Origin of the sequence: Microbacterium foliorum (genome assembly GCF_003367705.1) — a bacterium.
Classification (GTDB): domain Bacteria; phylum Actinomycetota; class Actinomycetes; order Actinomycetales; family Microbacteriaceae; genus Microbacterium; species Microbacterium foliorum.
Genome location: NZ_CP031425.1, coordinates 1,146,449 through 1,167,904 on the forward strand (window position 1 = coordinate 1,146,449; position 21,456 = coordinate 1,167,904).

General features: G+C 70.6%; 14 protein-coding genes and 1 riboswitch. Of the genes, 8 read left to right on the top strand and 6 right to left on the bottom strand.

Annotated features, from left to right (window positions below; all coding sequences use genetic code 11):
• Window positions 1-14: 14 nt before the first annotated feature.
• A riboswitch (FMN riboswitch) is annotated at window positions 15-160 on the bottom strand.
• 54 nt (window positions 161-214) lie between these two features.
• Together DXT68_RS05185 and DXT68_RS05190 are read right to left on the bottom strand one after the other, a co-directional pair.
• Complete coding sequence (locus DXT68_RS05185; protein ID WP_045252936.1) at window positions 215-1,078, bottom strand: Fpg/Nei family DNA glycosylase; 864 nt, start codon at window positions 1,076-1,078, stop codon at window positions 215-217.
• A gap of 49 nt (window positions 1,079-1,127) precedes the next feature.
• Window positions 1,128-1,691 (bottom strand): GNAT family N-acetyltransferase, encoded by a 564-nt coding sequence (locus DXT68_RS05190; RefSeq protein WP_045252937.1) that lies wholly within the window; start codon window positions 1,689-1,691, stop codon window positions 1,128-1,130.
• A 77-nt stretch (window positions 1,692-1,768) separates the two neighbouring features.
• On the opposite strand from DXT68_RS05190, the gene mfd reads away from it, so the two are divergent.
• The gene (mfd, locus tag DXT68_RS05195; protein ID WP_045252938.1) at window positions 1,769-5,332 is read left to right on the top strand and encodes a transcription-repair coupling factor; all 3,564 of its coding nucleotides are present in this window, start codon (window positions 1,769-1,771) and stop codon (window positions 5,330-5,332) included.
• Window positions 5,333-5,380: 48 nt separating this feature from the next.
• Here mfd and DXT68_RS05200 read toward each other — a convergent pair whose 3' ends face one another.
• Window positions 5,381-6,262 carry an SDR family oxidoreductase gene (locus DXT68_RS05200; RefSeq protein ID WP_045252939.1) on the bottom strand — a complete coding sequence of 294 codons (882 nt, stop codon included), beginning with the start codon at window positions 6,260-6,262 and terminating at the stop codon, window positions 5,381-5,383.
• Between the two features lie 178 nt (window positions 6,263-6,440).
• On the opposite strand from DXT68_RS05200, the gene DXT68_RS05205 reads away from it, so the two are divergent.
• From DXT68_RS05205 to DXT68_RS05215, 3 genes are all read left to right on the top strand, one after another.
• Entirely contained in the window at window positions 6,441-7,070 is a 630-nt protein-coding gene (locus tag DXT68_RS05205) for a gamma carbonic anhydrase family protein (RefSeq protein WP_045252940.1), read from the top strand.
• Window positions 7,063-10,005 carry an aminotransferase gene (locus DXT68_RS05210; RefSeq protein WP_244268113.1) on the top strand — a complete coding sequence of 981 codons (2,943 nt, stop codon included), beginning with the start codon at window positions 7,063-7,065 and terminating at the stop codon, window positions 10,003-10,005. Before DXT68_RS05205 ends, DXT68_RS05210 begins: the two co-directional genes overlap by 8 nt.
• A 157-nt stretch (window positions 10,006-10,162) precedes the next feature.
• The gene (locus tag DXT68_RS05215) at window positions 10,163-11,590 is read left to right on the top strand and encodes an APC family permease (protein ID WP_174233193.1); all 1,428 of its coding nucleotides are present in this window, start codon (window positions 10,163-10,165) and stop codon (window positions 11,588-11,590) included.
• Window positions 11,591-11,635: 45 nt separating this feature from the next.
• On the opposite strand, the gene gdhA is transcribed toward DXT68_RS05215, so the two are convergent.
• A complete protein-coding gene (gene gdhA / locus DXT68_RS05220; RefSeq protein WP_045252941.1) occupies window positions 11,636-13,006 on the bottom strand; it encodes an NADP-specific glutamate dehydrogenase in 1,371 nt (456 codons plus the stop codon).
• A 70-nt stretch (window positions 13,007-13,076) separates the two neighbouring features.
• Complete coding sequence (locus DXT68_RS05225; protein WP_045252942.1) at window positions 13,077-15,764, bottom strand: phosphoenolpyruvate carboxylase; 2,688 nt, start codon at window positions 15,762-15,764, stop codon at window positions 13,077-13,079.
• A gap of 112 nt (window positions 15,765-15,876) precedes the next feature.
• On the opposite strand from DXT68_RS05225, the gene nhaA reads away from it, so the two are divergent.
• The 4 genes from nhaA (at window position 15,877) to DXT68_RS05245 (ending at window position 20,165) form a co-directional block, all read left to right on the top strand.
• Window positions 15,877-17,061 carry a Na+/H+ antiporter NhaA gene (gene nhaA, locus DXT68_RS05230; RefSeq protein WP_174233194.1) on the top strand — a complete coding sequence of 395 codons (1,185 nt, stop codon included), beginning with the start codon at window positions 15,877-15,879 and terminating at the stop codon, window positions 17,059-17,061.
• A gap of 164 nt (window positions 17,062-17,225) precedes the next feature.
• Entirely contained in the window at window positions 17,226-17,834 is a 609-nt protein-coding gene (locus tag DXT68_RS05235; protein ID WP_052677603.1) for a nucleoside triphosphate pyrophosphohydrolase, read from the top strand.
• Window positions 17,835-17,899: 65 nt separating this feature from the next.
• A complete protein-coding gene (locus tag DXT68_RS05240) occupies window positions 17,900-19,150 on the top strand; it encodes a histidine--tRNA ligase (RefSeq protein ID WP_045252943.1) in 1,251 nt (416 codons plus the stop codon).
• Between the two features lie 205 nt (window positions 19,151-19,355).
• Complete coding sequence (locus tag DXT68_RS05245; protein ID WP_082068804.1) at window positions 19,356-20,165, top strand: SGNH/GDSL hydrolase family protein; 810 nt, start codon at window positions 19,356-19,358, stop codon at window positions 20,163-20,165.
• Window positions 20,166-20,222: 57 nt separating this feature from the next.
• On the opposite strand, the gene DXT68_RS05250 is transcribed toward DXT68_RS05245, so the two are convergent.
• Window positions 20,223-21,449, bottom strand: a complete 1,227-nt coding sequence (locus DXT68_RS05250; protein ID WP_045252944.1) for an APC family permease — start codon at window positions 21,447-21,449, stop codon at window positions 20,223-20,225.
• Between the last annotated feature and the right edge of the window lie 7 nt (window positions 21,450-21,456).

A 21,456-nucleotide genomic window follows, 5' to 3' on the forward strand; every position in this document is an offset into this window, starting at 1 on the left:
GCGCGCAGCGGCGCACCGTGCTGCCTCCCTTCCGGACTAGCGAGGCCGGGCCTCGCATCACCGTCGGTCCCGGAATTCCACCGGATCGGCACCTCGGAGAACCGAGACGCTCGCGGACTGTCACCGCCGGTTCGGATTCTCACCGACCCCGGAGCACGTTGTTGCTCTGAGTGTACTCAACGCGTCCTGGTGCATTTCATTCCGCGTCGGCGTGCTACTTGAGCAGTCGAGACAGACGACGATCCGCGAGCGGCTTGCCGCCGGTCTGACACGTCGGGCAGTACTCGAGCGAGCGGTCGGCGAAGAAGACGCTGCGCACCGTGTCGCCGCAGACGGGGCAGGCCTCGCCGCGCCGCGCGTGCACCTGCATCCCGCGTCGTTTCGCGTCTTTGAGATCTGCCGGCGGCTTTCCGGATGCCTCGGCGATCGCCTCGGCGAGGGTGGTCTGCATGGCGGCGAAGAGGCGGTCGACCTCGTCGTCGCCCAGCGTGGCGGCGATCGCGTAGGGCGACATGCGCGCGGCGTGCAGGATCTCGTCGGAGTACGCGTTGCCGATTCCCGCGATCACGCTCTGGTCGCGCAGCAGACCCTTGATCTGGGTGCGCCGGCCGTCGAGCAGCCCGCCGAACACCTCCCGGGTGAAGGCCGGTTCCAGAGGGTCGGGTCCGAGGCGGGCTATGCCGGGCACCTGCTCGGGATCGCGCACCACGTACACCGCCAGGGACTTCTTCGTGCCGGCCTCCGTGAGATCGAAACCGCTCTCGTCGTCGAGTGCCACGCGCACCGCGATCGGCGACTTGCCGGGCTTGATCGGCGTCGTCGGCAGAGTCTCGTACCAGCGCAGCCACCCGGCCTTGGCCAGATGGAAGACGAGATGCAGGTCGGCGCCGGCCGACAGCACGATGAACTTGCCCCGTCGCGCCGCACCGGTGATCTGCGCACCGTGCAGGGCGGTGTTCGGCGGGTCGTACGTCTTGAGCGCGGCGATCGCGCCCACACTCGTGCGGACGATGGTGCGCCCCACCGCTCGCCCCTCGAGGAACGAGGTCAGGCCCTGGACTTCCGGCATCTCAGGCATGCGCCCATCCTGCCACCCGCCGCCGACACCGGGCCAGGGCAGACGGATGCTAGAGGATCGGCCATTCCACGGGCCCCCGGTCATCCGTCGCCAGAAGACCGCCGAACCAGCCGTCGTCGCGACCGCGATCGCTGGTGAGAGCGCTCCTCCCCAGGCCCTCGTAGCGGAAGCCGAGGGCCCGCGCCGAGCGGGCCGAGGCGATGTTGCCGGCGACGGCGCGCCAGCCGATCCTGGCGAGGCCGAGCTCCGCGAACCCCCAGTGGATGACGGCGCGGGCGGCCTCGACCAGGTAGCCGTGGCCCCGCGCCGGCGCCGCGACCCAGTACCCGAGCTCGGCATCCCCGCCGGTGCGGTGCTCGTGGATGTGGTGCAGCCCGATCGAGGCGACCAGCTCGCCGTCGCGGTACGCGCACCAGATGGTCTGACTGCCGTCCGCCCACCATTCCCCGATCAGGCGGACATATCCTTCGCCGTGCTCCCGTGTGTACGGGCTCGGCACGGTCGTCCACCGGGGGATCTCGGGGTCCTGGCACGCGGCCGTGATCGCGGCGACATCGGACGCATCCGGCGTGCGCAGGACGAGACGCTCCGTGGTGAGGATGACCGGTTCCATCCGTGCATCCTATGAGGGGAACGAGAGGGCGCACGAGCCACGGACTCGGTGTCGGTGGGCGCGGTTAGGCTTGTCCGGTGACTGTGTCGGGGATTCTGCGCGCCTTGGAAGAGGCCTCTCTTTTTCGTGACGCCCTGACGTGGGCCCAGACCGACGCCGATCTCGGCCTGGTCGACGGGCTCGACGCACCGACGCTCGCGGGGCTGCTCGACAAGCGGCGCGCCGCAGGGCACCCCGCCGCGCTGCTCACCGTCGTGCCGACGGGGCGACGGGCCGAGAGCCTCGCCGCCGCGCTCACCGCATACATCCCCGATGCCGAGGTCGTCACGTTCCCGGCGTGGGAGACGCTGCCGCACGAGCGGCTCAGCCCCAGCCCCGACACGGTCGGCCAGCGCCTGCAGACCCTGCGCCGCATCGCCGACTGGTCGGGTGACCACCCGCTGATCGTCGTGGCGTCGGTGCGCGCGGCGCTGCAGCCGATCGCCGGCAATCTCGGCGAGATCCCCCCGCTCGACCTCCGGGCGGGCGGACGCGGCCACGAGCTCGAGCGCGTCGTCGAGCAGCTGATCGAGCGCGCCTACTCCCGTGTCGACATGGTCTCGCGACGTGGCGAGTTCGCCGTGCGCGGCGGCATCCTCGACGTCTTCCCCGCGATCTCCGAGCACCCGTTCCGCATCGAGTTCTTCGGCGACGAGATCGATCAGATCCGAGCCTTCTCGGTCGCCGACCAGCGCTCGCTGCCCGGGGCGATCGACGCCGTCGACCTCCCGCCGAGCAGGGAGCTGCTGCTGACCCCCGACGTGCGCGATCGCGCCCGCGCGCTGATCGCCGGGTTCCCCGCGATCGCCGGCATGCTCGAGAAGATGTCCGAGGGCATCCCCGTCGAAGGCATGGAATCGCTGCTGCCCGCCGTCTCAGGACCCCTCAAGTCGCTCGCCGAGTATCTGCCCGAGGGCAGTGCGACGGCCGTCGTCGACCCCGAGCGCTCCAGTGCCAGGGCGATCACGCTCGGCGAGACCAACCGCGAGTTCCTCGACGCGGCCTGGAGCGCGGCCACCTCCGGCGCCTCGGCCCCCATCGACCTCGGTGCCGGGGACTTCCTCACCATCGCCCGGCTGCGCGAGGTCGTCCGCGACCGCGGCGGCGTCTGGTGGCGGCTGAGCCCGTTCGCGATGGGCGGCGAGGATGCCGAGACGATCGATGCGACGGTCATCCCGTCGTTCCACGGCAACGTCGACGGCGCGATCTCGTTCGTCGACGCGAAGGTCGCGGAGGGCTGGCGCGTCGTCGTCATCGCGACCGGCACGGGACTGGTCGATCGCGCGCGCGACGTGCTGTCCGACCGGGGGGTCGCCGCCCGCGTCGTGACAGAGCTGAACGCGGCCCCCGACGGCGGCGTCGCGACCCTCGTCTGCGGATCGGTCGAGGCCGGTTTCCAGATCGCCGAGGCGAAGCTCGCCGTCCTCACCGACAACGAGTTCTACGGACGCACGATCGGCGGAGACCAGCGGGTCGTCAAGAAGCTCGCATCGCGGCGCAAGAACGTCGTCGACCCGCTGCAGCTCACGCAGGGCGACTACGTCGTGCACAACACGCACGGCATTGGCCGTTTCGTCGAGATGACCAAGCGCGAGGTCTCCACCGGGGGACGCAACGCGACCAAGTCGGTGCGCGACTACCTCGTGCTGGAGTACGCACCCTCGAAGCGCGGCTACCCCGGCGACAAGCTCTTCGTGCCGACCGACCAGCTCGACTCGCTCTCGAAGTACGTGGGCGGCGAGGGGCCGACGCTCTCCAAGATGGGCGGCAGCGACTGGTCGCAGGCCAAGGGCAAGGCGCGCAAGGCGGTGCGCGACATCGCCGTCGAGCTGGTCAAGCTCTACTCGGCCCGCATGAGTGCGAAGGGGCACGCGTTCGGCCCGGACACACCCTGGCAGCGCGAGCTCGAAGAGGCGTTCCCGTTCGCCGAGACCCCGGATCAGCTGCAGACGATCGATGAGATCAAGGCCGATATGGAGCGCCCGATCCCGATGGACCGTCTGCTCTCGGGCGATGTGGGCTTCGGCAAGACCGAGGTCGCGGTGCGAGCGGCGTTCAAGGCGATCCAGGACGGCAAGCAGGTCGCGATGCTCGTGCCGACGACCCTCCTCGTGAAGCAGCACCTCGAGACCTTCACCGAGCGCTTCGCCGGGTTCCCGGTGAAGGTGCGTCCGCTGTCGCGGTTCCAGACCGACAAGGAGGCGCGGCTGACCCTCGACGGCCTGCTCGACGGCACGGTCGACATGGTGATCGGCACGCACCGCATCCTCACCGACCAGGTCATGTTCAAGGACCTCGGGCTGATGATCATCGACGAGGAGCAGCGCTTCGGCGTCGAGCACAAGGACACGCTCAAGAAGATGAAGACGAACGTCGACATCCTCGCCATGAGCGCGACCCCCATCCCGCGCACGCTCGAGATGGCGGTGACCGGCATCCGCGAGATGTCGACGCTCGCGACGCCACCCGAGGACCGGCATCCGATCCTCTCGTTCGTCGGACCCCGCAGCGACAAGCAGATCACCGCGGCGATCCGTCGCGAGATCCTCCGCGAGGGGCAGGTGTTCTTCGTGCACAATCGCGTGCAGTCGATCCAGCGCGTCGCCGCGCAGCTCGCGGAGCTCGTGCCGGAGGCGCGCATCGCGGTCGCTCACGGTCAGATGGGCGAGCATGCGCTCGAGCAGGTCGTCGACGACTACTACGAGCGCAAGTTCGACGTGCTGGTCTCGACGACGATCATCGAGACCGGTCTCGACATCTCGAACGCCAACACCATCATCATCGACCGCGCCGACAAGTACGGCCTGAGCCAGCTGCACCAGCTGCGCGGACGCGTCGGTCGCGGTCGTGAGCGGGCGTACGCGTACTTCCTGTACGACGAGATGAAGCCGCTCAGCGAGACCGCCGCGGACCGTCTGCAGACCATCGCGGTGAACAACGATCTCGGCTCCGGCATGCAGGTGGCGCTCAAGGACCTCGAGCTGCGCGGCGCGGGCAACCTGCTCGGCGGCGAGCAGGCGGGTCACATCGCCGGCGTCGGCTTCGACCTCTATCTGCGCATGATCGGCGAGGCCGTCGCGACCTTCCGCGGCGAGGACGTCGAGTCTGGCCAGGAGCTGCGGCTCGAGCTCCCCCTGGATGCGCGCATCCCCGAGTACTACATCGACAGCGAGCGGCTGCGCCTCGAGGCGTATCAGAAGCTGTCCGCGGCATCGGCGGCGACGGCGAAGGACGACGCCATCGACCTCGTGATCGATGAGCTCACCGACCGCTACGGCGCCCCGCCCGCCGAGGTCGAGGGACTCATCGCGGTCGCCCGACTGCGCCGGCGAGCCGCGCGCGCGGGACTCGCCGACGTCGTGGTGATGGGGTCGAACCTGCGCATCGCCCCGGCCCGGCTCGAGGATTCCATCCAGATGCGTCTGCGGCGCCTGTACCCCCAGGCGAAGCTGGTCTCGGGCGGCGAAGCGCTGGTCGTGCCGATGCCCACCGTGCCCGCCGCGGTCGGCGTCGGACTCGAGCCGCTGCAGGATGCCGAGCTCCTCGCCTGGGTCGGGCAGCTTCTCACGGCGATCTTCCCCGAGCCCGTCCCGGTCGCCTGAGGGCCGGCGGGCGGGGCGCCGATGACGGCCGGATGAGGGCCCGAGGCGTCAGAGCGAGAAGCCGCCGTCCGACGTGAGCACCTGTCCGACGATCCACGAGCCGGCATCGGTGCAGAGCCAGCCGATCAGCTGCGCGGGGTCGTCGGGGCGCCCGACCCGGCCGAAGGGGGTGCGCGCGATCCAGTCGGCGACCCCGGTCAGGTCGCGGTCGGTGGTGTCCTCGTCGAGGTACCCCGTGTTCACCGGACCGGGGTTGACGGTGTTCAGGACGATTCCGACATCGAGAAGCTCGGCGGCCGTCGAGCGGGTGATGCCCGCGAGGGCGGCCTTGCTCGTCGCGTAGGCGATCTCGCCGCGCATCGCGCCGTGTCCCTGACCCGAGGTCATCCAGATCACGTGACCGGTGGGCTTCTCGAACGGGCCCAGCACGTCGATCCGGTCACCGGGGCGGGTATCGGTCGTCGCCGCGCCACCCAGCTCGGCACGTTTCCGCCGCGCGAAGCCCGCCGTCAGCAGCAGGCTGGCGCGGGCATTGGCCTGCCAGTGCGCGTCGAGGCGCTCCTGCGTCATGTCGAAGATCGAGCCGTCGTCGCCGCTGCGGGCCTGATTGCAGACGAGGATGTCGAGCCGCCCGGTCAGATCGCCTGCCGCATCGAGGAGCGCGTCGACGGCACCGGCATCGCGCAGGTCCGCGTGCAGGTCGCCGATCACCGCACCGGGCGCGAGGGACTCCCGGATGCCGTCGCGCACCGCCTCGAGATCGTCGCCGCCCCAGGGGTGGTCGAGGTCATGAGGTCGGTAGTGGTGCACGAAGACGTCGGCGCCGAGGGCGGCGAGCGTGCGGGCGGTCGCGAATCCGATGCCGCGACGTCGCGAGACGCCGGTGACGAGGGCCGTGCGTCCGGCCAGGGGGAGAGGGCGTGCGTGCATGGGTGTGCCTTTCGATCGTGGTGCCGGGGCGCGTGGATGCGGCCCGACGGCAGGGGAGAGGATCGAGTCACCGGCATTGCATGGGCGTCAGCGTAGCAGCAGGGATCGCGGCCGCCTCCTGCCGCCTCGTCCGTGCGCGGCCTTCTCGGCGTAGACCCCGTCGCACTACGCTGGCGTCATGTTGTACGAGCACCTCGGGGCTCGGCCCCGGATCCATGACTCCGCCGTCATCGCTCCCACCGCCGTGATCTCCGGCGACGTCACGATCGGCCCGGGGTGCCAGGTGCTGCACGGCGCCGTGATCACCGCCGAGGGCGGCCCGATCACCATCGGGGCGCACGTCATCGTGATGGAGAACGCGCTGATCCGCGCCACCGCCGCGAACGCCGTGCACATCGGACCCCATACGCTGATCGGCACCCTGGCGAGCATCGCGGGTGCGACGGTCGGTGAGCAGGTCTTCTTCGCCTCCGGAGCGCGCATCTTCAACGGGGCCCTCGTCGGCGACCGCTGCGAGGTGCGGGTGAACGCGATCGTGCATCGGCGTGCCGTGCTGCCGGCCGGCACGGTCGTGCCGATCGGATGGGTGGCCGTCGGCGATCCGGTGCAGCTCCTCTCTCCCGACCAGGACGAGGCGATCTCGGCAGCTCAGCCCGAGCTCGACTTTCCCGGACACGTGTTCGGCGTCGACCGGGACACCCCCGACCTCATGGTGCAGTTGACCGAGCGCTACGGCAGTTCGCTGGCTCGACATGCCGATGACGTGCGCCTCGACGCCGACGGTCGTGCGGCGGACTCGGGTGAGTGAGAAGACCGGCCTCGTCCGGCCCGATGTCACCGAGGCCGATGCCGCTCTGATCGCCCGGGACTGCTACGGGGTGGACGCCACGGCGACCGAACTCGGCAGCAACCAGGACCGCAACTTCGTGCTCGTCGAACCCGACGGCGCGCGCAGTGTGCTGCGCATCGACAACCCCGTGTTCGGAGATGAGGCGCGCGACGCTCAGCACGCGGCGCTCGACGCCTACCGGGCGGCGGGCGTCGTCGTGCCCGCCGTGCTGCCTGGCCTCGACGGTGCGCTCACTCAGCGCTGGCGGGGCTTCGCGGTGCGCCGGAGCGAGTTCGCCGAGGGGGAGGCGCTCGTGGACGCGGGCTATCTCGCGCCCGTCGTCCTCGCCGAGTTCGGCACGCTCGCCGCGGCATCCGTCACCGCGCTCGCCGCCCTGGAGCATCCTGGCCTCGACCGCCCGCAGATGTGGGACATGCGCGTCGCCGCGGAGCAGGTGCGACGGCTCGCGCCGTCGATCTCGGATGCCGCGCTCCGCACCGCCGTGGTCATGGCGGCCGAAGAGGCCACGGCGGCGCTCGATCCCGTCTGCGGCCGTCTGCCGGTGCAGCCGATCCACGGCGACCTCACCGACGACAACGTCACGGGGCGCCGCGGCGACGACTCGCGCCTGCATCCGCATGCGGTGCTCGATCTGGGCGACCTGGGCCTCGGATGGCGGGTGGCCGAGCTGGCGGTGTGCGTCGCGTCGATGCTGCACCACGAGCCCGAGAGGCCACTGCGCACGCTCGAGACCGTCACCGCCTTCCACGCCGACGTCCCGCTCAGCGGCGACGAGGCCCTCGCGCTCTGGCCGCTCGTCGTGCTGCGATCCGCGCTGCTCGTCGCCAGCGGGTGGAGGCAGCTCGAGATCGACGGCGACAACGACTATGCGCGCGAGCGCGTCGCGGCGGAGCAGGCGATCTTCGATGCCGCGACCTCCGTTCCTCTCGTCGAGGCGACGGAGATCGTGCGCGACGCGGTGGGGTTCGGCGCTGCCGTGCCCGCGCTGCCCGCGCACCCCGCCCCCGAGCTGTCGATGCTGCTTCCCGACATCGACGGCCGGGTGGTCGTGGTCGACCCCGGGGTCGAGTCCGACGAGCTCGGGGCGGGCCGCTGGCAGGCTTCGGACGCGGAGGCGCAGCTGATCGACGACGCCCATGCGCGCGGTGCGCGCGTCGCGGTGATGCCGTACGGGGTGTACCGGCTCACGCGCACGGTGGTGGACAGTGCGGATGCCGCGGCGACCTGGCCGACCGAGACCGAGCTGCACGTGGCTCCCGGGCCGTCGGTGCGGCTGCTGGCCCCGATCTCCGGTGACCTGCGCACGTCCGACGAGGCCGTCTTGCTCAGCGTGGACGAGCACTGGGAGATCGAGCTCCGTGGCGCTCACCTCGAGCCGACGCGCACGGGCGGGGTCGACGCAGGGGAGAACATCGGTCGGCTCGCCGCCTCGTTCGAGAACAGGGTGATCACCGTGGGCGTGCGGCGCAAGGACGCGCCGTCGCAGCCGTCCGACCCCGCGTCGGCACGACGGGTGGCGCCGGAGCGCGTCGCGGCGTGGCGTCGTCTCACCGCCGATCCCGCTCCGCTGCTGGGTCTGCGCTCGCAGGCGCAGCACGATGAGGCCGGCGATGAGCTGCGACGCCGTGAGCGCATCTTCGCCGAGGCGCAGGAGCGCTACTACGAGCGGCCCCCGCAGATCGAGCGGGGCTGGCGTCACCACCTCGTCGACACCACCGGCCGCAGCCACATCGACATGGTGAACAACGTCGCGGGTCTCGGTCACGGCCATCCCGCGGTCGCCGATGCGGCCGCTCGTCAGTTGCGGCGGCTGGCGACGAACTCCCGATTCCTGTTCCGCGATCTCGCCGAGTACAGCGAGCGCCTGCTCGCGCTGATGCCGGAGGGCAGCGGCCTCGACACCGTGCTGCTGGTGAACAGCGGGTCGGAGGCGGTGGACCTCGGCATCCGGCTCGCGCAGGCGGCATCGGGGCGCCGCACGGTCGTCGCACTCCGCGAGGCGTACCACGGCTGGACGATGGCGTCGGATGCCGTGACGACCAGCGCCTACGACAACCCGGACGCGCTGTCGACGCGCCCGGACTGGGTGCACGTCGCGGACGTGCCCAACCGCTTCCGCGGGACGTATCGCGGTGAGGACACCGCCGACCGCTACCTCGCGGATCTCGCCGCAGACCTCGACCGACTCGCTGCGGAGGGGCGGGATCCCGCCGCATTCCTGAGCGAGTCCGTGCTGGGGAACGCCGGCGGCGTGGTGCTGCCGGACGGGTACCTCCGCGGTGCCTACGCGCTGATCCGCGATCGCGGCGGGCTCTGCATCGCCGACGAGGTGCAGGTGGGCTTCGGCCGCATGGGCACCACCTTCTGGGGTTTCGAGCAGTCCGGCGTCGTCCCCGACATCGTGACGATCGCCAAGCCCATGGGCAACGGGTTCCCGATCGGCGGGGTGATCACGTCGAAGCGGATCGCCGACGCGCTGAGCGACCAGGGGCACTTCTTCTCGTCGGGCGGGGGCAGCGCGCTCAGCTGCCGGGTCGGCCTCGCGGTGCTCGACGCCATGGTGCAGGACGACCTGCAGCGCAACGCGCGCGAGGTCGGCTCACGGCTCGCCGAGGCGCTGCGGGGGCTGGCGCAGCGGCATCCGCTGGTCGGACCGGTGCACGGCGTCGGACTCTATCTCGGTGTCGAGCTGGTGCGTGACCGGCAGACCTTCGAGCCGGCCGCCGCAGAGGCCGCCGCGATCTGCGAGCGGATGCGCGAACTCGGCGTGATCGTCCTGACGACCTCCGAACGGTCGAACGTGCTGAAGATCAAGCCTCCGCTGTGCCTGACCGCGGAGAGCGCGGACCACGCCGTCGCCATGCTCGATCGGGTGCTCAGCGAAGGCTGGTGACGATCGACGGTCTTCGAATATCGCGCACAATCGTCATGTTAAATGCGTATTTCGAATCAGATCTCCTCTTCCGCTGAGGAAACTCCCGGGTCCATACTGATGCTCAACGTCGGACGACCCGAAGTCCGGCCTCTGCGCCGTCCCTGAAGGAGTACACATGGCCGCGAAGACCAAGCCGCTCGCGCAGGGCGGGGGAGCCCTCCGACGCAATCTCGGCCTGTGGGCCATCGTCGGACTCGGGCTGGGGTACATGACGCCCACCGTCGTGTTCGACACGTTCGGCATGGTGGCACGCGACACCCAGAACGTCGTCCCGGCGGCGTACCTGGTCGCTCTCGTCGTGATGGTGTTCACGGCCATCAGCTACGGCAAGATCGCCAGCGCGATCCCGAGCGCCGGGTCGGCGTACACGTACGTGCGGGAATCGATCCACCCGAACCTCGGGTTCATGGTCGGCTGGACCTCGCTGATCGACTACGTGCTGCTGCCGATGGTGAACTGCCTCATCATCAAGAGCTATCTCGAGGCGATGTTCCCCGACGTCCCCGCCTGGATCTGGGTCGTGCTGTACTGCATCCTCGTCACCGGCATCATCTACATGACCATGCGCGGCACCTCGAACCTGAACATGATCCTGCTGGTCTTCTCGATCATCGTGATGATCGTCTTCGTCGTGCTCGTCGTCGCGCAGCTCATGCGGGGTGAGGGAGCGGCCACGATCCTCTCGGTCGGCGCGTTCCTGCACGACGACGTGACCATGGGGGCGGTGCTGATGGGCGCCACCATCGTCTGCTTCTCCTTCATCGGGTTCGACGCCGTGACGATGTACGCCGAGGAGGCGAAGGACCCGAAGATCATGCCCAAGGCGATCCTGCTCACGGTGATCATCGGCGGCGGCATCTTCCTCGTCGCCTCGTACGTCTCGCAGCTGCGCTTCCCGGATTGGAACGAGTTCGCCCCGGGCGGTGACATGCAGTTCGTCGAGGACTCGACCCTGCCGGTCATCGGGCAGCTGGTCGGCGGCAACGTGCTGATGGCGGTGCTGACGGCCGCGGGCTTCTGCGCGACCCTCGCCTCGGGACTCGCCTCGCACGCCTCGGTGTCGCGGATGCTGCTGGTGATGGGACGCAACAACGTGCTGCCGCAGCGGGCGTTCGGCTACATCAACCCGCGCACGCACACGCCGACCTTCAACATCGTGCTGGTGGGGGCGATCTCGCTGCTGGCGATCCCCTTCACGCTCGAGCTGATCGCCGCCTGGATCAACTACGGAGCGCTGATCGCCTTCACGTTCGTGAACATCTCGGTGATCGCGTGGTTCGCGATCCGCAAGGGGCGGCGCAAGACCCCGGCCGACATCGTCAACTACATCGTGATGCCGGCGATCGGCATGCTGCTCACCGGTCTGCTGTGGGTCAACCTGCACCAGGATGCGCTGATCGGCGGGCTGATCTGGACCGCCCTCGGGTTCATCTACCTGCTCGTGATCACCCGGGGCTTCCGTCGCAAGGTCGTCGCGTTCGACGAGAATCAGGCGGTCACCGGGTACAACAAGGTCGTGAAGGTTCCTGTCGACGAGCGCTGACTCCGATCCTCCTCCGGCACTCGCCGGGGGAGGATCGGGGCGGGATCAGATCACGCCCTGCGCGAGCATCGCTCCGGCGACGCGTTCGAAGCCGGCGATGTTCGCGCCGGCCACGTAGTCGCCGGCGACGTCGTACCGCTCGGCGGCATCGAACGCGGCGGCGTGGATGTCGGACATGATCTCGCGCAGCTTGTTCTCGCTGGCGTCGAAGCTCCAGCGCTGCCGGGAGGCGTTCTGGCTCATCTCGAGTGCGGAGGTCGCCACACCGCCCGCGTTCGCGGCCTTGCCGGGGGCGAAGAGCACACCGGCGCTCTGGAAGGCGTCGATCGCCGCCGGCAGGCAGGGCATGTTCGCGCCCTCGGAGACCGCGCGCACGCCGTTGCCGATCAGTGCACGGGCATGGTCGAGATCGAGCTCGTTCTGCGTGGCCGAGGGCACCGCGATGTCGACCGGGACCTCCCAGACGCTGCCGCCCTCGACGAACCGGGCGCCGGGACGGCGGGCGGCGTACTCCACGATGCGCGCGCGCTCGACCTCTTTGATCTGACGGAGCAGATCGACGTCGATGCCCGCGTCGTCGACGACGTAGCCGGAGGAATCGGATGCCGTCACCGGCACCGCTCCCAGCTGCGCGGCCTTCTGGATCGCGTAGATCGCGACGTTGCCCGACCCGGAGACGCCGACGCGCTTGCCGTCGAGCGAGTCGCTGTGCACCCCCAGCATCTCCTGCGCGAAGAACACCGCGCCGTAGCCGGTGGCCTCGGTGCGCACCTCGGCGCCGCCCCAGCCGGTGCCCTTGCCGGTGAACATCCCCGACTCGTGACGGTTGGTGATCTTGCGGTACTGGCCGAACAGGTAGCCGATCTCGCGTCCGCCCACGCCGATGTCGCCCGCCGGCACATCCGTGTGCTCGCCGAGGTGGCGGTAGAGCTCGTTCATGAACGACTGGCAGAAGCGCATGATCTCGGCGTCCGAGCGGCCGTGCGGGTCGAAGTCCGATCCGCCCTTGCCGCCGCCGATACCCTGACCGGTCAGGGCGTTCTTGAAGATCTGCTCGAACCCGAGGAACTTGATGATCGACAGGTTCACCGAGGGGTGGAAGCGCAGTCCGCCCTTGTACGGGCCGAGCACCGAGGAGAACTGGATGCGGTAGCCGCGGTTGACCTGCAGGCGGCCGGCGTCGTCGACCCACGGCACCCGGAACAGGATCTGGCGCTCCGGTTCGACCAGACGTTCGAGGATCCCGCCGTCGATGTACTCGGGGTGTGCGGCGAGCACGGGCGCGATCGATCCGAGCACCTCGTGCACGGCCTGCTGGAACTCGGGCTCGTGCGGGCTGCGGGCGAGCACGGTGTCGAAGACGGGCTGCACGGACTCGGCGAGCGGGTGGAAGGCAGGGGAAGACGAAGAGGTCACGCGAAAGGTCTTTCTGACGGGGGAGGACGTACGTGCGATCGTGTCGCGTGAGAGCGGTGCGGTGCCGGGATCAGCCGGTGTTCTGGAGGCCGGCCGCGACGCCGCTGACGGAGAGGAGGAGGAGTCGCTTCTGCTCGTCGTCGGCTCCCGAGCCCGACGCGGCGTCGGGCTCGCGCAGCGCGCGCAGAGCCCGCAGCTGCAGGAGCGACAGGGCGTCGACGTAGGGCGTGCGCAGCTGCACGGCGCGCTGCAGGATCGGCTTGTTCTCGAGGAGCCCGACGCCACCGGTGAGGCGCACGACCCACTCGCGGGTCAGCGTCATCTCATCGAGCACGAGCTGGGCGAGATCGTCGCGGTCGCCGAGAGCGAGATACTGACGGGCGATCCGCTCATCGGTCTTCGCGAGGCTCATCGCCACGTTGTCGATCATCGTGTGCAGCAGCGGCCAGTCGCGATACGCCTCGATGAGGCGGGCCTCATCGCCGACGGCGGCGAGGGCGGTGCCGAGTCCGAACCAGCCGGCGAGGTTGATGCGCGCCTGCGTCCATGCGAACACCCAGGGGATCGCACGCAGGTCCTCGAGCGACTCGACCGAGAGGCCGCGACGTGCGGGGCGCGAGCCCAGCGCGAGCAGGCCGATCTCCTCCATCGGGGTGACCGTGGCGAACCAGGGCGCGAAGCCCTCGGCCTTCACGAGCGAGAAGAAGCGCTCCCGCGAGGACCGATCCATGACCGCCGCGATGTCGGCGAACCGCTCTGCGGCATCGCTCGTGCGCTTCTCGACCGACGGTGACGAGGCGAGCAGGGTCGCCGCGGCGACCTGGTCGATGTGGCGCATCGCGATCGCCGGCTCGCCGTAGCGCGCGAAGATGACCTCGCCCTGCTCCGTGAGCTTGAAGCGCCCGTCGACCGAGTGCGGCGGCTGCGCGAGGATCGCCGAGTTGGCGGGTCCGCCGCCGCGTCCGAGGGCGCCTCCGCGGCCGTGGAACAGGGTCAGCTCGATGCCGGACTCCTGCGCCCACAGTGCGATCTTCGCCTGCGCCTCGTAGAGCGCGAGGTTGGCGGCGACCGGGCCCACGTCCTTCGAGGAGTCGGAGTAGCCGAGCATGACCTCGAGACGGTTGCCGGTGTCGGCCATCCGCGACCGGAACTCCGGGAACGTCACGGCCTCGGCGAGGATGCCGGGTGCCGCCTGCAGGTCGGCGAACGTCTCGAAGAGCGGCACCACGTCGAGCACGGGTGCGTCGTCACCGAGGGCGTGCCGTGCGAGACGGTGCACGTTCGCGAGGTCGGAGGCCGCCTGCGTGAACGACACGACGTAACGGCCGGCCGCACGAAGACCGCGGTCGCGCTGGATGTCGGCGATCGCCCGGAAGACCTCGAGCACCTCCTCGGTCTGCGCGCTGAGCGCCTCGCCGCCCTCGAGCTCGGCGAGAGCCTTCGCGTGCACCTGGGAGTGCTGACGGACCTCGAGCTCGGTGAGATGGAACCCGTAGGTCTCCACCTGCCAGATCAGATGCTGCACACCGCCGAAGGCGTGGCGCTTCGCCCCGGCATCCGCCAGCGACGACTGCACCGCTCGCAGGTCGGCCAGCAGCTCCTCGGGGCGGGTGTACCGGGGCTCCTCGCCCCGCCGGGTCGCGGAGACCCGGTGCGCGAGCGCGAGCAGCACCCGTCGGTGCGGCTCGCCGGGGGAGCGGGCGCCGAGCTCCGACGCCACGCGCGGCTCGGCGGCGGCGAACGCATCCCACAGCGACGAGACGGCCGGGCTGGGCGGGGTGTCCTCGGCATCGAGGGTGAGAGTGCGGCCGATGCGCTCGAGTGCACGCTCGAGACCGCGGAGCACGTGGTCGGACGCGATCTGCGATGCCTCGCGCGTCACCGACGCGGTGACGAACGGGTTGCCGTCGCGGTCGCCGCCGACCCAGGAGCCGATCCGGACGAACGCGGGAACGATCGGGGCGCTGGCGCCGGAGTCGTCTCCGCGCAGCGCATCGTCGATGCGGCGGTACACGTGGGGCACCGTCGTGAACAGGGTCTCGTCGAAGACGCCCATGACCGTGCGGACCTCGTCGGTCGGCGACGGCTTCTCGGCGCGCAGCGGAGCGGTGCGCCACAGCGTGTCGATCTCCTCGAGCATCCGTCGATGCGCACGGCGCTGCTCGGCGCCGTCGTCGCTGGCGGCATCGTGCTGCGTCAGCAGCTCCGACAGGCGGCGGATGCTGGACGACACGGCCCGGCGTCGCGCCTCGGTCGGGTGCGCTGTGAAGACGGGATGGAAGCGCAGCCCCTCGAGACGCCGACGCGCCTCGTCGTCGCCCACCTCGGTCTTCAGGCGCGCATACGCGGAGGCGACCGTGTCGGCGGCATCCTCGCGACCGGGCTGGCCGGCCCGCTCACGCAGCACGCGCACACGCTGGTGCTCCTCGGCGAGGTTGACCAGGTGGAAGTAGCACGTGAACGCCCTGGCGACCTCGTCGGCGCGGGAGATCGTGAACGACTCGGCGATCGCCGCGGCACGCTCGAACGCGTCGGAGGTCTCCTCGTCGTACGCCTGGATCGTCGCGAGGCGCAGACGTTCGACGTCCTCGAAGAGGTCGTCGCCGCCGGCCTCTCGCAGCACCTGGCCGAGGAGGCCGCCGAGCATCCTGACGTCGGAGCGCATCGCATCGGGGATGCCGCGGCCCGCTTCGAAGCGGCCGATGATGCGGATGGCCGAGGTGTCGGTGGGCTCGGGGAAGCTGTGTTCGGGGGTCACGCTTCGAGAGTAGCCCGGGTGGCGGGCCCACTCTGAACTCATGACGGTGCGAGGCGCGAACGAGGCGTTCGCAAGACCGCCGCGACACCGGGCGAACTACCATGGAGGGGATATGCGCATCTCCGTGAACCCCCTGCGTGGACAGCAGTTCCCCGCCGTGCTGCTGCTGCTCGCCGCGGGCATCGGACTGCTGCTCGCCAACCTGCCCGTACACGATGCGCTCGCCGCGGTGCTCGATCTGCACATCGCGGTGCCGGGGACCACGCTGGACCTCTCGATCGAGCACTGGGTGTCCGACGGCCTCCTCGCGGTGTTCTTCCTTGTTGTCGCGATAGAGCTGCGCCACGAGCTGACCCATGGCGAGCTCGATTCGCCGCGCAAGGCCGTGCAGCCGGCGATCGCCGCCGCCGGCGGTGTGCTCGTGCCGATCGCCGTCTACCTGCTCATCGCCGGAGACTCCGCGACCGCGACCGGATGGCCGATCCCCACGGCGACCGACATCGCCTTCGCCCTCGGCGTGCTCGCCATGTTCGGGCGCGGCCTGCCCTCGACCGTGCGGGTGTTCCTGCTGGCGCTGGCGATCCTCGACGACATCATCGGCATCGTCTTCATCGCGGTGCTCTTCGCACACGACGTGCAGTGGCTGCTGCTCGTCCTCGCCGTGATCGCGGTGGCCGCGTTCTGGCTCCTCAGCCGCGCGCTGCACGCCACGGGTCACGCGGGCATCGCGGTCGCGATGGTCGTGGTCGGAGTCGTGGCGTGGGGACTCGTCGCCGCATCCGGCATCCATGCCACCATCGCGGGCGTCCTGCTGGGCCTCGTGATGTCGCCGGTGCCCGCCGCCCGCACCAGGCACGCACTCGAGCCCACGGTCAACGGGCTGATCCTGCCGGTCTTCGCCTTCGTCGCGGCGTTCGTGGTCATCCCCGATCTCGCCCCCTCCGAGCTGTCGCCGGCGTTCTGGGGCATCGTGGTCGCGCTTCCCGTCGGCAAGATCCTCGGCATCTCGCTGTTCGGCTGGATCGCCATGCGCATCCGCCCGCGGGGCGCCCCTCCTGCGCTGCCGTTCGGCGACATCCTGGCGGCCGGAACGCTGGGCGGCATCGGGTTCACGGTCTCGCTGCTGCTCGCCAACCTCGCTTTCGCCCGTGACGCGGGCATCCGTGACCAGGCGATCCTCGGCGTGCTCGTCGGCTCGCTGTGCGCGCTGCTGCTGTCGGCGGTCATCGTGTCGCTGCGCGCCCGCTTCTATCGTCGTCTGGCCGCGACGGCCCCCGAGAGCCCGACGATCACCTGAGCACGCGAGCACCCGGGCCGTCCGGAACCGCAGACAGAACCGCACACGAAACCGCAGACGAGATTCCAGACGAAACCGCACATCGGCGAGGAGTGACCGTGTCCACAGAACGCGAATCGGCCCAGCACGAGGTCCCGGATCCCCTGAGAGCGGCGGCCGACACCATGCGCGAGGTGCGGGAGAACTGCGTGTGGTCGCAGCGGATCACCCACCGCGACCTGGTGCCGTACCTGATCGAGGAGTCGCACGAGGTCATCGACGCGGTCGAGAACGGCACGAGGGCCGACCTCCGCGAGGAGCTCGGCGACCTGCTCTGGCAGGTCCTCTTCCACGCAGCGATCGCCGCGCAGGACCCCACGGACCCCTTCGACATCGACGACGTCGCCGCGACCCTGACCGAGAAGATGGTGCGGCGGCATCCGCACGTCTTCGCGGGCGAGACGGCGACCACGCCCGAGCAGGTGCTCGTGCACTGGAACGCCGCCAAGGCGGCCGAGAAGCGCACGAGACGCAGCGTGCTCGACGGCATCCCGCGGGGGATGCCGGCTCTCGCCCTCGCACAGAAGGTGGTCGGCAGGGCCACAGGCACCGGAGCGGATGTCGCAGGAGCAGTGCCGGCGGGATCCGTTCCGCGCACGGAGGCCGAGCTGGGCGATGCGCTGCTCGCGCTCGTCGCGGTCGCCCGGTCGCAGGGCTGGGATGCCGAGCGTGCCCTGCGCGAGCGCCTCCGGCGCGTGGAGGACGAGGTCCGCGAAGCCGAATCGCGCCCCTGACGCCACGGGCCGCCCCGGCGACCTGGGAAGATGGTGGCGTGGCTACTGTGAACCCGCCGCGCGGCATGCGCGACATCCTCCCCGCCGACAAGGCCCGCCGTGAGCGCGTCCTCTCCGTCATCCGCGACCGCTACCGGTCGCACGGCTTCGACGAGATCGAGACGCCGGCGCTCGAGGAGTACTCGAGACTGCACGCCGGCATCGGCGGCGACAACGAGAAGCTCGCTTTCAACGTGCTGCGCCGCGGGCTCGACGCCGACGCGATCCGCGGGGCCGCCGACGACCAGGGGGCACTGGCCGACCTGGGGCTCCGCTACGACCTGACCGTGCCGCTCGCGCGCTTCTACGCCAGCAACCGCGGGCAGCTGCCCGGTGTCTTCCGTTCCATCCAGATCGGCCCGGTGTGGCGTGCGGAGCGGCCGCAGAAGGGCCGCTACCGCCAGTTCGTGCAGTGCGACATCGACATCATCGGTGACGACTCCGCCCGGGCGGAGTCCGAGCTGATGGTGGCCTCGCTCGACGCGGTCGACGCCCTCGGACTGGAGGGCGCGACCGTGCGCATCAACGACCGGCGGGCGCTGGACTGGATGCTCGACAGCTTCGGGTTCACCGCCGAGGAGCGCCCCGGCGTTCTCATCACGATCGACAAGCTCGACAAGATCGGGCCCGACGGCGTCGCGACCGAACTGCGGGAGCGCGGCGCCGCCACGTCGGCGGTCGACGCGTTCGAGGAATTCCTGCGCCGCCCCCAGACCATGGAATACAACCCGTTCGGCGAACGACAGATCCGCAAGGCGCTGCCCGACGGCGCGCCGGACGAGATCGTCGGACACCTCGTCGGGATCGGCGAGGCGGTCGCCGCCGGACGCGGTGCCGACGACATCCCGCTCGTCTTCGATCCGTTCCTCGTGCGCGGCATGGGCTACTACACGGGCACGATCTTCGAGCTCGCCCACCCCTCGGTGCCGTACTCGCTGGGCGGCGGAGGTCGCTACGACGGCATGATCGGCCGGTTCCTCGGACAGCAGGTCGCTGCCGTCGGCTTCTCGCTCGGCTTCGAGCGCCTGGTCGATCTGGTGACCCTCGTCGGGGACGCCGGGGACCGCGCGGTCGTGCTCATCCATGACGCCGATGTGCCGGTGGCCGAGCTGGTCTCGCACAAGGCGCGGCTCGTCGCATCCGGAGCACGAGTGCGCCTGGAGCGACGGACGAAGAACGTCAAGGCGCTGCTCGAGCGCTCGGCCGCCGACGGGTACACGGAGTTCGCCACGGTGTCGGCCGGCGCGGCGGAGCTGGAGCTCAAGCCCCTCTCCTGAGTCCGGGGCATCGCGGCCCGGGCTCGTTCCGGGGCATCGCGGCCCGGGCTCGTTCCGGGTGTCGAATGCAGGGCCGAGGCACGGATGTCGGGGCTGAGGGGGTGATCGGTCCTGCAGGCGTGCGACGGTCCTGCAGCGGGTACGCCGGGGTCCGACATCGGATGCCGTTCACGCGGCGTTCACGCCCGTCAGGTCGAATCGGCGCATGAGAGCACAGCATCTCGTCGCCTTCGCCGGGGTCGGCGTCGCGGCCGTGGGGGCGGCCGCCGGCATCCGATTCGTGCTCGCCCATCAGGCGGCCATCGCGCGCCGACGCATCGGCAAGCCGCTCGGCGAACTGTCGATCGATGCCGACCGCGTCTGGCGTCGCTCCCTCGGCGGTGAGCCGATCGAACTGCTCGTGCTCGGTGACTCGCTCGCGGCGGGTCTCGGCGCCGAGACCCGCAAGCAGACGCTCGGCGGGCGGCTGGCCAAGGGCATGGCTCGACGGATCGGGTGGCCCGTGCACCTGCGCACCGCGGCGGTCGTGGGCTCGGAGTCGCCCGACCTGGCGGCTCAGCTCACCGGCCTGCCGGAGGACTACGCGCCGCACGTCGCCGTGATCGTGGTGGGCGGCAACGACGTCACGCACCGGATCCCGGTCACGGTCTCGACGCAGCACCTGCGCGACGCGATCCTGCATCTGCGTCGACGCGGCACCGAGGTCGTGGTCGGCACCTGTCCCGACCTCGGTGCGCTGCGCCCGGTTCCGCAGCCGCTGCGCCGTCTGGTCTCCAGCATGTCGCGCAGGCTGGCGGAGGCGCAGACCGAGACGGCGCTCGCCGCGGGAGCGCGTCCCGTCGATCTCCGCCGTGCCGTCGGTCCGATGTTCTTCGACGATCCGGACGCCATGTTCAGCATGGATCGGTTCCATCCGAGCCCGCTGGGCTACCGGCGCACGGCCGAGGCGCTCCTCCCCACCGCGTGTCACGCGGCGGAGACTGCGCTCAGCTCGCGTCGTCGATCGGTGGGCTGAATCGCGGGCCTCGGCCGCCTCACATCCGCGCCCCTGCCACGCACCCCGCGCTCCTGATCAGCGCGTCAGCCGCAGCCGGATCATCCGGGCGAGCACCCCGAGCAGCACCACAGCCGTCCCGACGATCGAGGCCAGCACCGGCAGCGAGTTCACCAGCAGCAGGCAGCCGAGCGCCCCCACGACCTGCAGCGCACGGGGATGGCGGCGCGCGGGACCCTGCTGGCGGAAGGCCGCGGCGTTCGCGATCAGGTAGTACAGCAGGACTCCGAAGGAGGAGAACCCGATCGCGTCGCGGAGATCCGCGACGAGCACGATCGCGACCACGATGACGGCGATCAGGATCTCGGCTCGTCGGGGCACCTGCCGGCGATCGTCGATCTTCGCGAGGAACGAGGGCAGGTCGTGCTCCCGCGCCATGGCCAGTGTGGTGCGTCCGATCCCGGTGAGGAGTGCGAGCAGCGCGCCCAGCGAGGCGGCCGCCGCCGTGATCCGGACGACGGGTGCGAGCGCGGCCCACCCCGTGGAGGCGAGGACGTCGGCGAGCGGCGCTGTGCTCGCCGCCGCCGCGCCGCCGAGGGTGGCGACGACCGTGACGGCGACCAGCAGATATACGACGACGGCACCGCCGAGAGCGAGCACGATCGCCCGCGGGATCGTGCGCGCGGGATCGACGACCTCCTCGCCCAGGGTGGCGATCCTCGCGTACCCGGCGAACGCGAAGAACAGCAGACCCGCACCCTGCAGCACCCCGTACGCCGTCGCATCGGGCAGGGGAACGGGGGATGCCGCGGATGCCGTCCCGAGCCCGACCGCGACGACGACGGCCAGTCCCAGCAGCGAGCACACCACGAGGATGCGGGTGACGAGAGCCGTGCGGGTCACGCCGAAGCAGTTGACGACCGCGAGTGCGACCACCGCGGCCACGGCGACCGGAATCCGCCAGCCGTCCGGGGCGGCGTATGCGGCGAACGTCATGGCCATCGCCGCGCAGCTCGCGATCTTGCCGATCACGAAGCTCCATCCGGCGATGAAGCCCCACCAGGGGCCGATCTCGGCACGTGCGTAGGCGTAGGTGCCGCCGGCCACCGGATGCACGGCGGCGAGCTGCGCCGACGCGGTGGCGTTGCAGTAGGCGACGATCGCCGCGATCACGAGCGCGACCAGGAGGCCGCTGCCGGCGACACCGACCGCGGGTGCCCAGACCGAGAAGACGCCGGCGCCGATCATCGAACCCAGTCCGAGGGCGGTGGCGTCGCCGAGCGTCAGGCGGCGGGCGAGGGGCATCCCGTCA

Bases quoted from the DNA above. Each gene is read 5' to 3' on its own strand.
- DXT68_RS05185 (WP_045252936.1), bottom strand. From the start codon at position 1,078: ATGCCTGAGATGCCGGAAGTCCAGGGCCTGACCTCGTTCCTCGAGGGG.
- DXT68_RS05190 (WP_045252937.1), bottom strand. From the start codon at position 1,691: ATGGAACCGGTCATCCTCACCACGGAGCGTCTCGTCCTGCGCACGCCG.
- DXT68_RS05200 (WP_045252939.1), bottom strand. From the start codon at position 6,262: ATGCACGCACGCCCTCTCCCCCTGGCCGGACGCACGGCCCTCGTCACC.
- DXT68_RS05205 (WP_045252940.1), top strand. From the start codon at position 6,441: ATGTTGTACGAGCACCTCGGGGCTCGGCCCCGGATCCATGACTCCGCC.
- DXT68_RS05215 (WP_174233193.1), top strand. From the start codon at position 10,163: ATGGCCGCGAAGACCAAGCCGCTCGCGCAGGGCGGGGGAGCCCTCCGA.
- nhaA (WP_174233194.1), top strand. From the start codon at position 15,877: ATGCGCATCTCCGTGAACCCCCTGCGTGGACAGCAGTTCCCCGCCGTG.
- DXT68_RS05235 (WP_052677603.1), top strand. From the start codon at position 17,226: ATGCGCGAGGTGCGGGAGAACTGCGTGTGGTCGCAGCGGATCACCCAC.
- DXT68_RS05240 (WP_045252943.1), top strand. From the start codon at position 17,900: ATGCGCGACATCCTCCCCGCCGACAAGGCCCGCCGTGAGCGCGTCCTC.
- DXT68_RS05245 (WP_082068804.1), top strand. From the start codon at position 19,356: ATGAGAGCACAGCATCTCGTCGCCTTCGCCGGGGTCGGCGTCGCGGCC.
- DXT68_RS05250 (WP_045252944.1), bottom strand. From the start codon at position 21,449: ATGCCCCTCGCCCGCCGCCTGACGCTCGGCGACGCCACCGCCCTCGGA.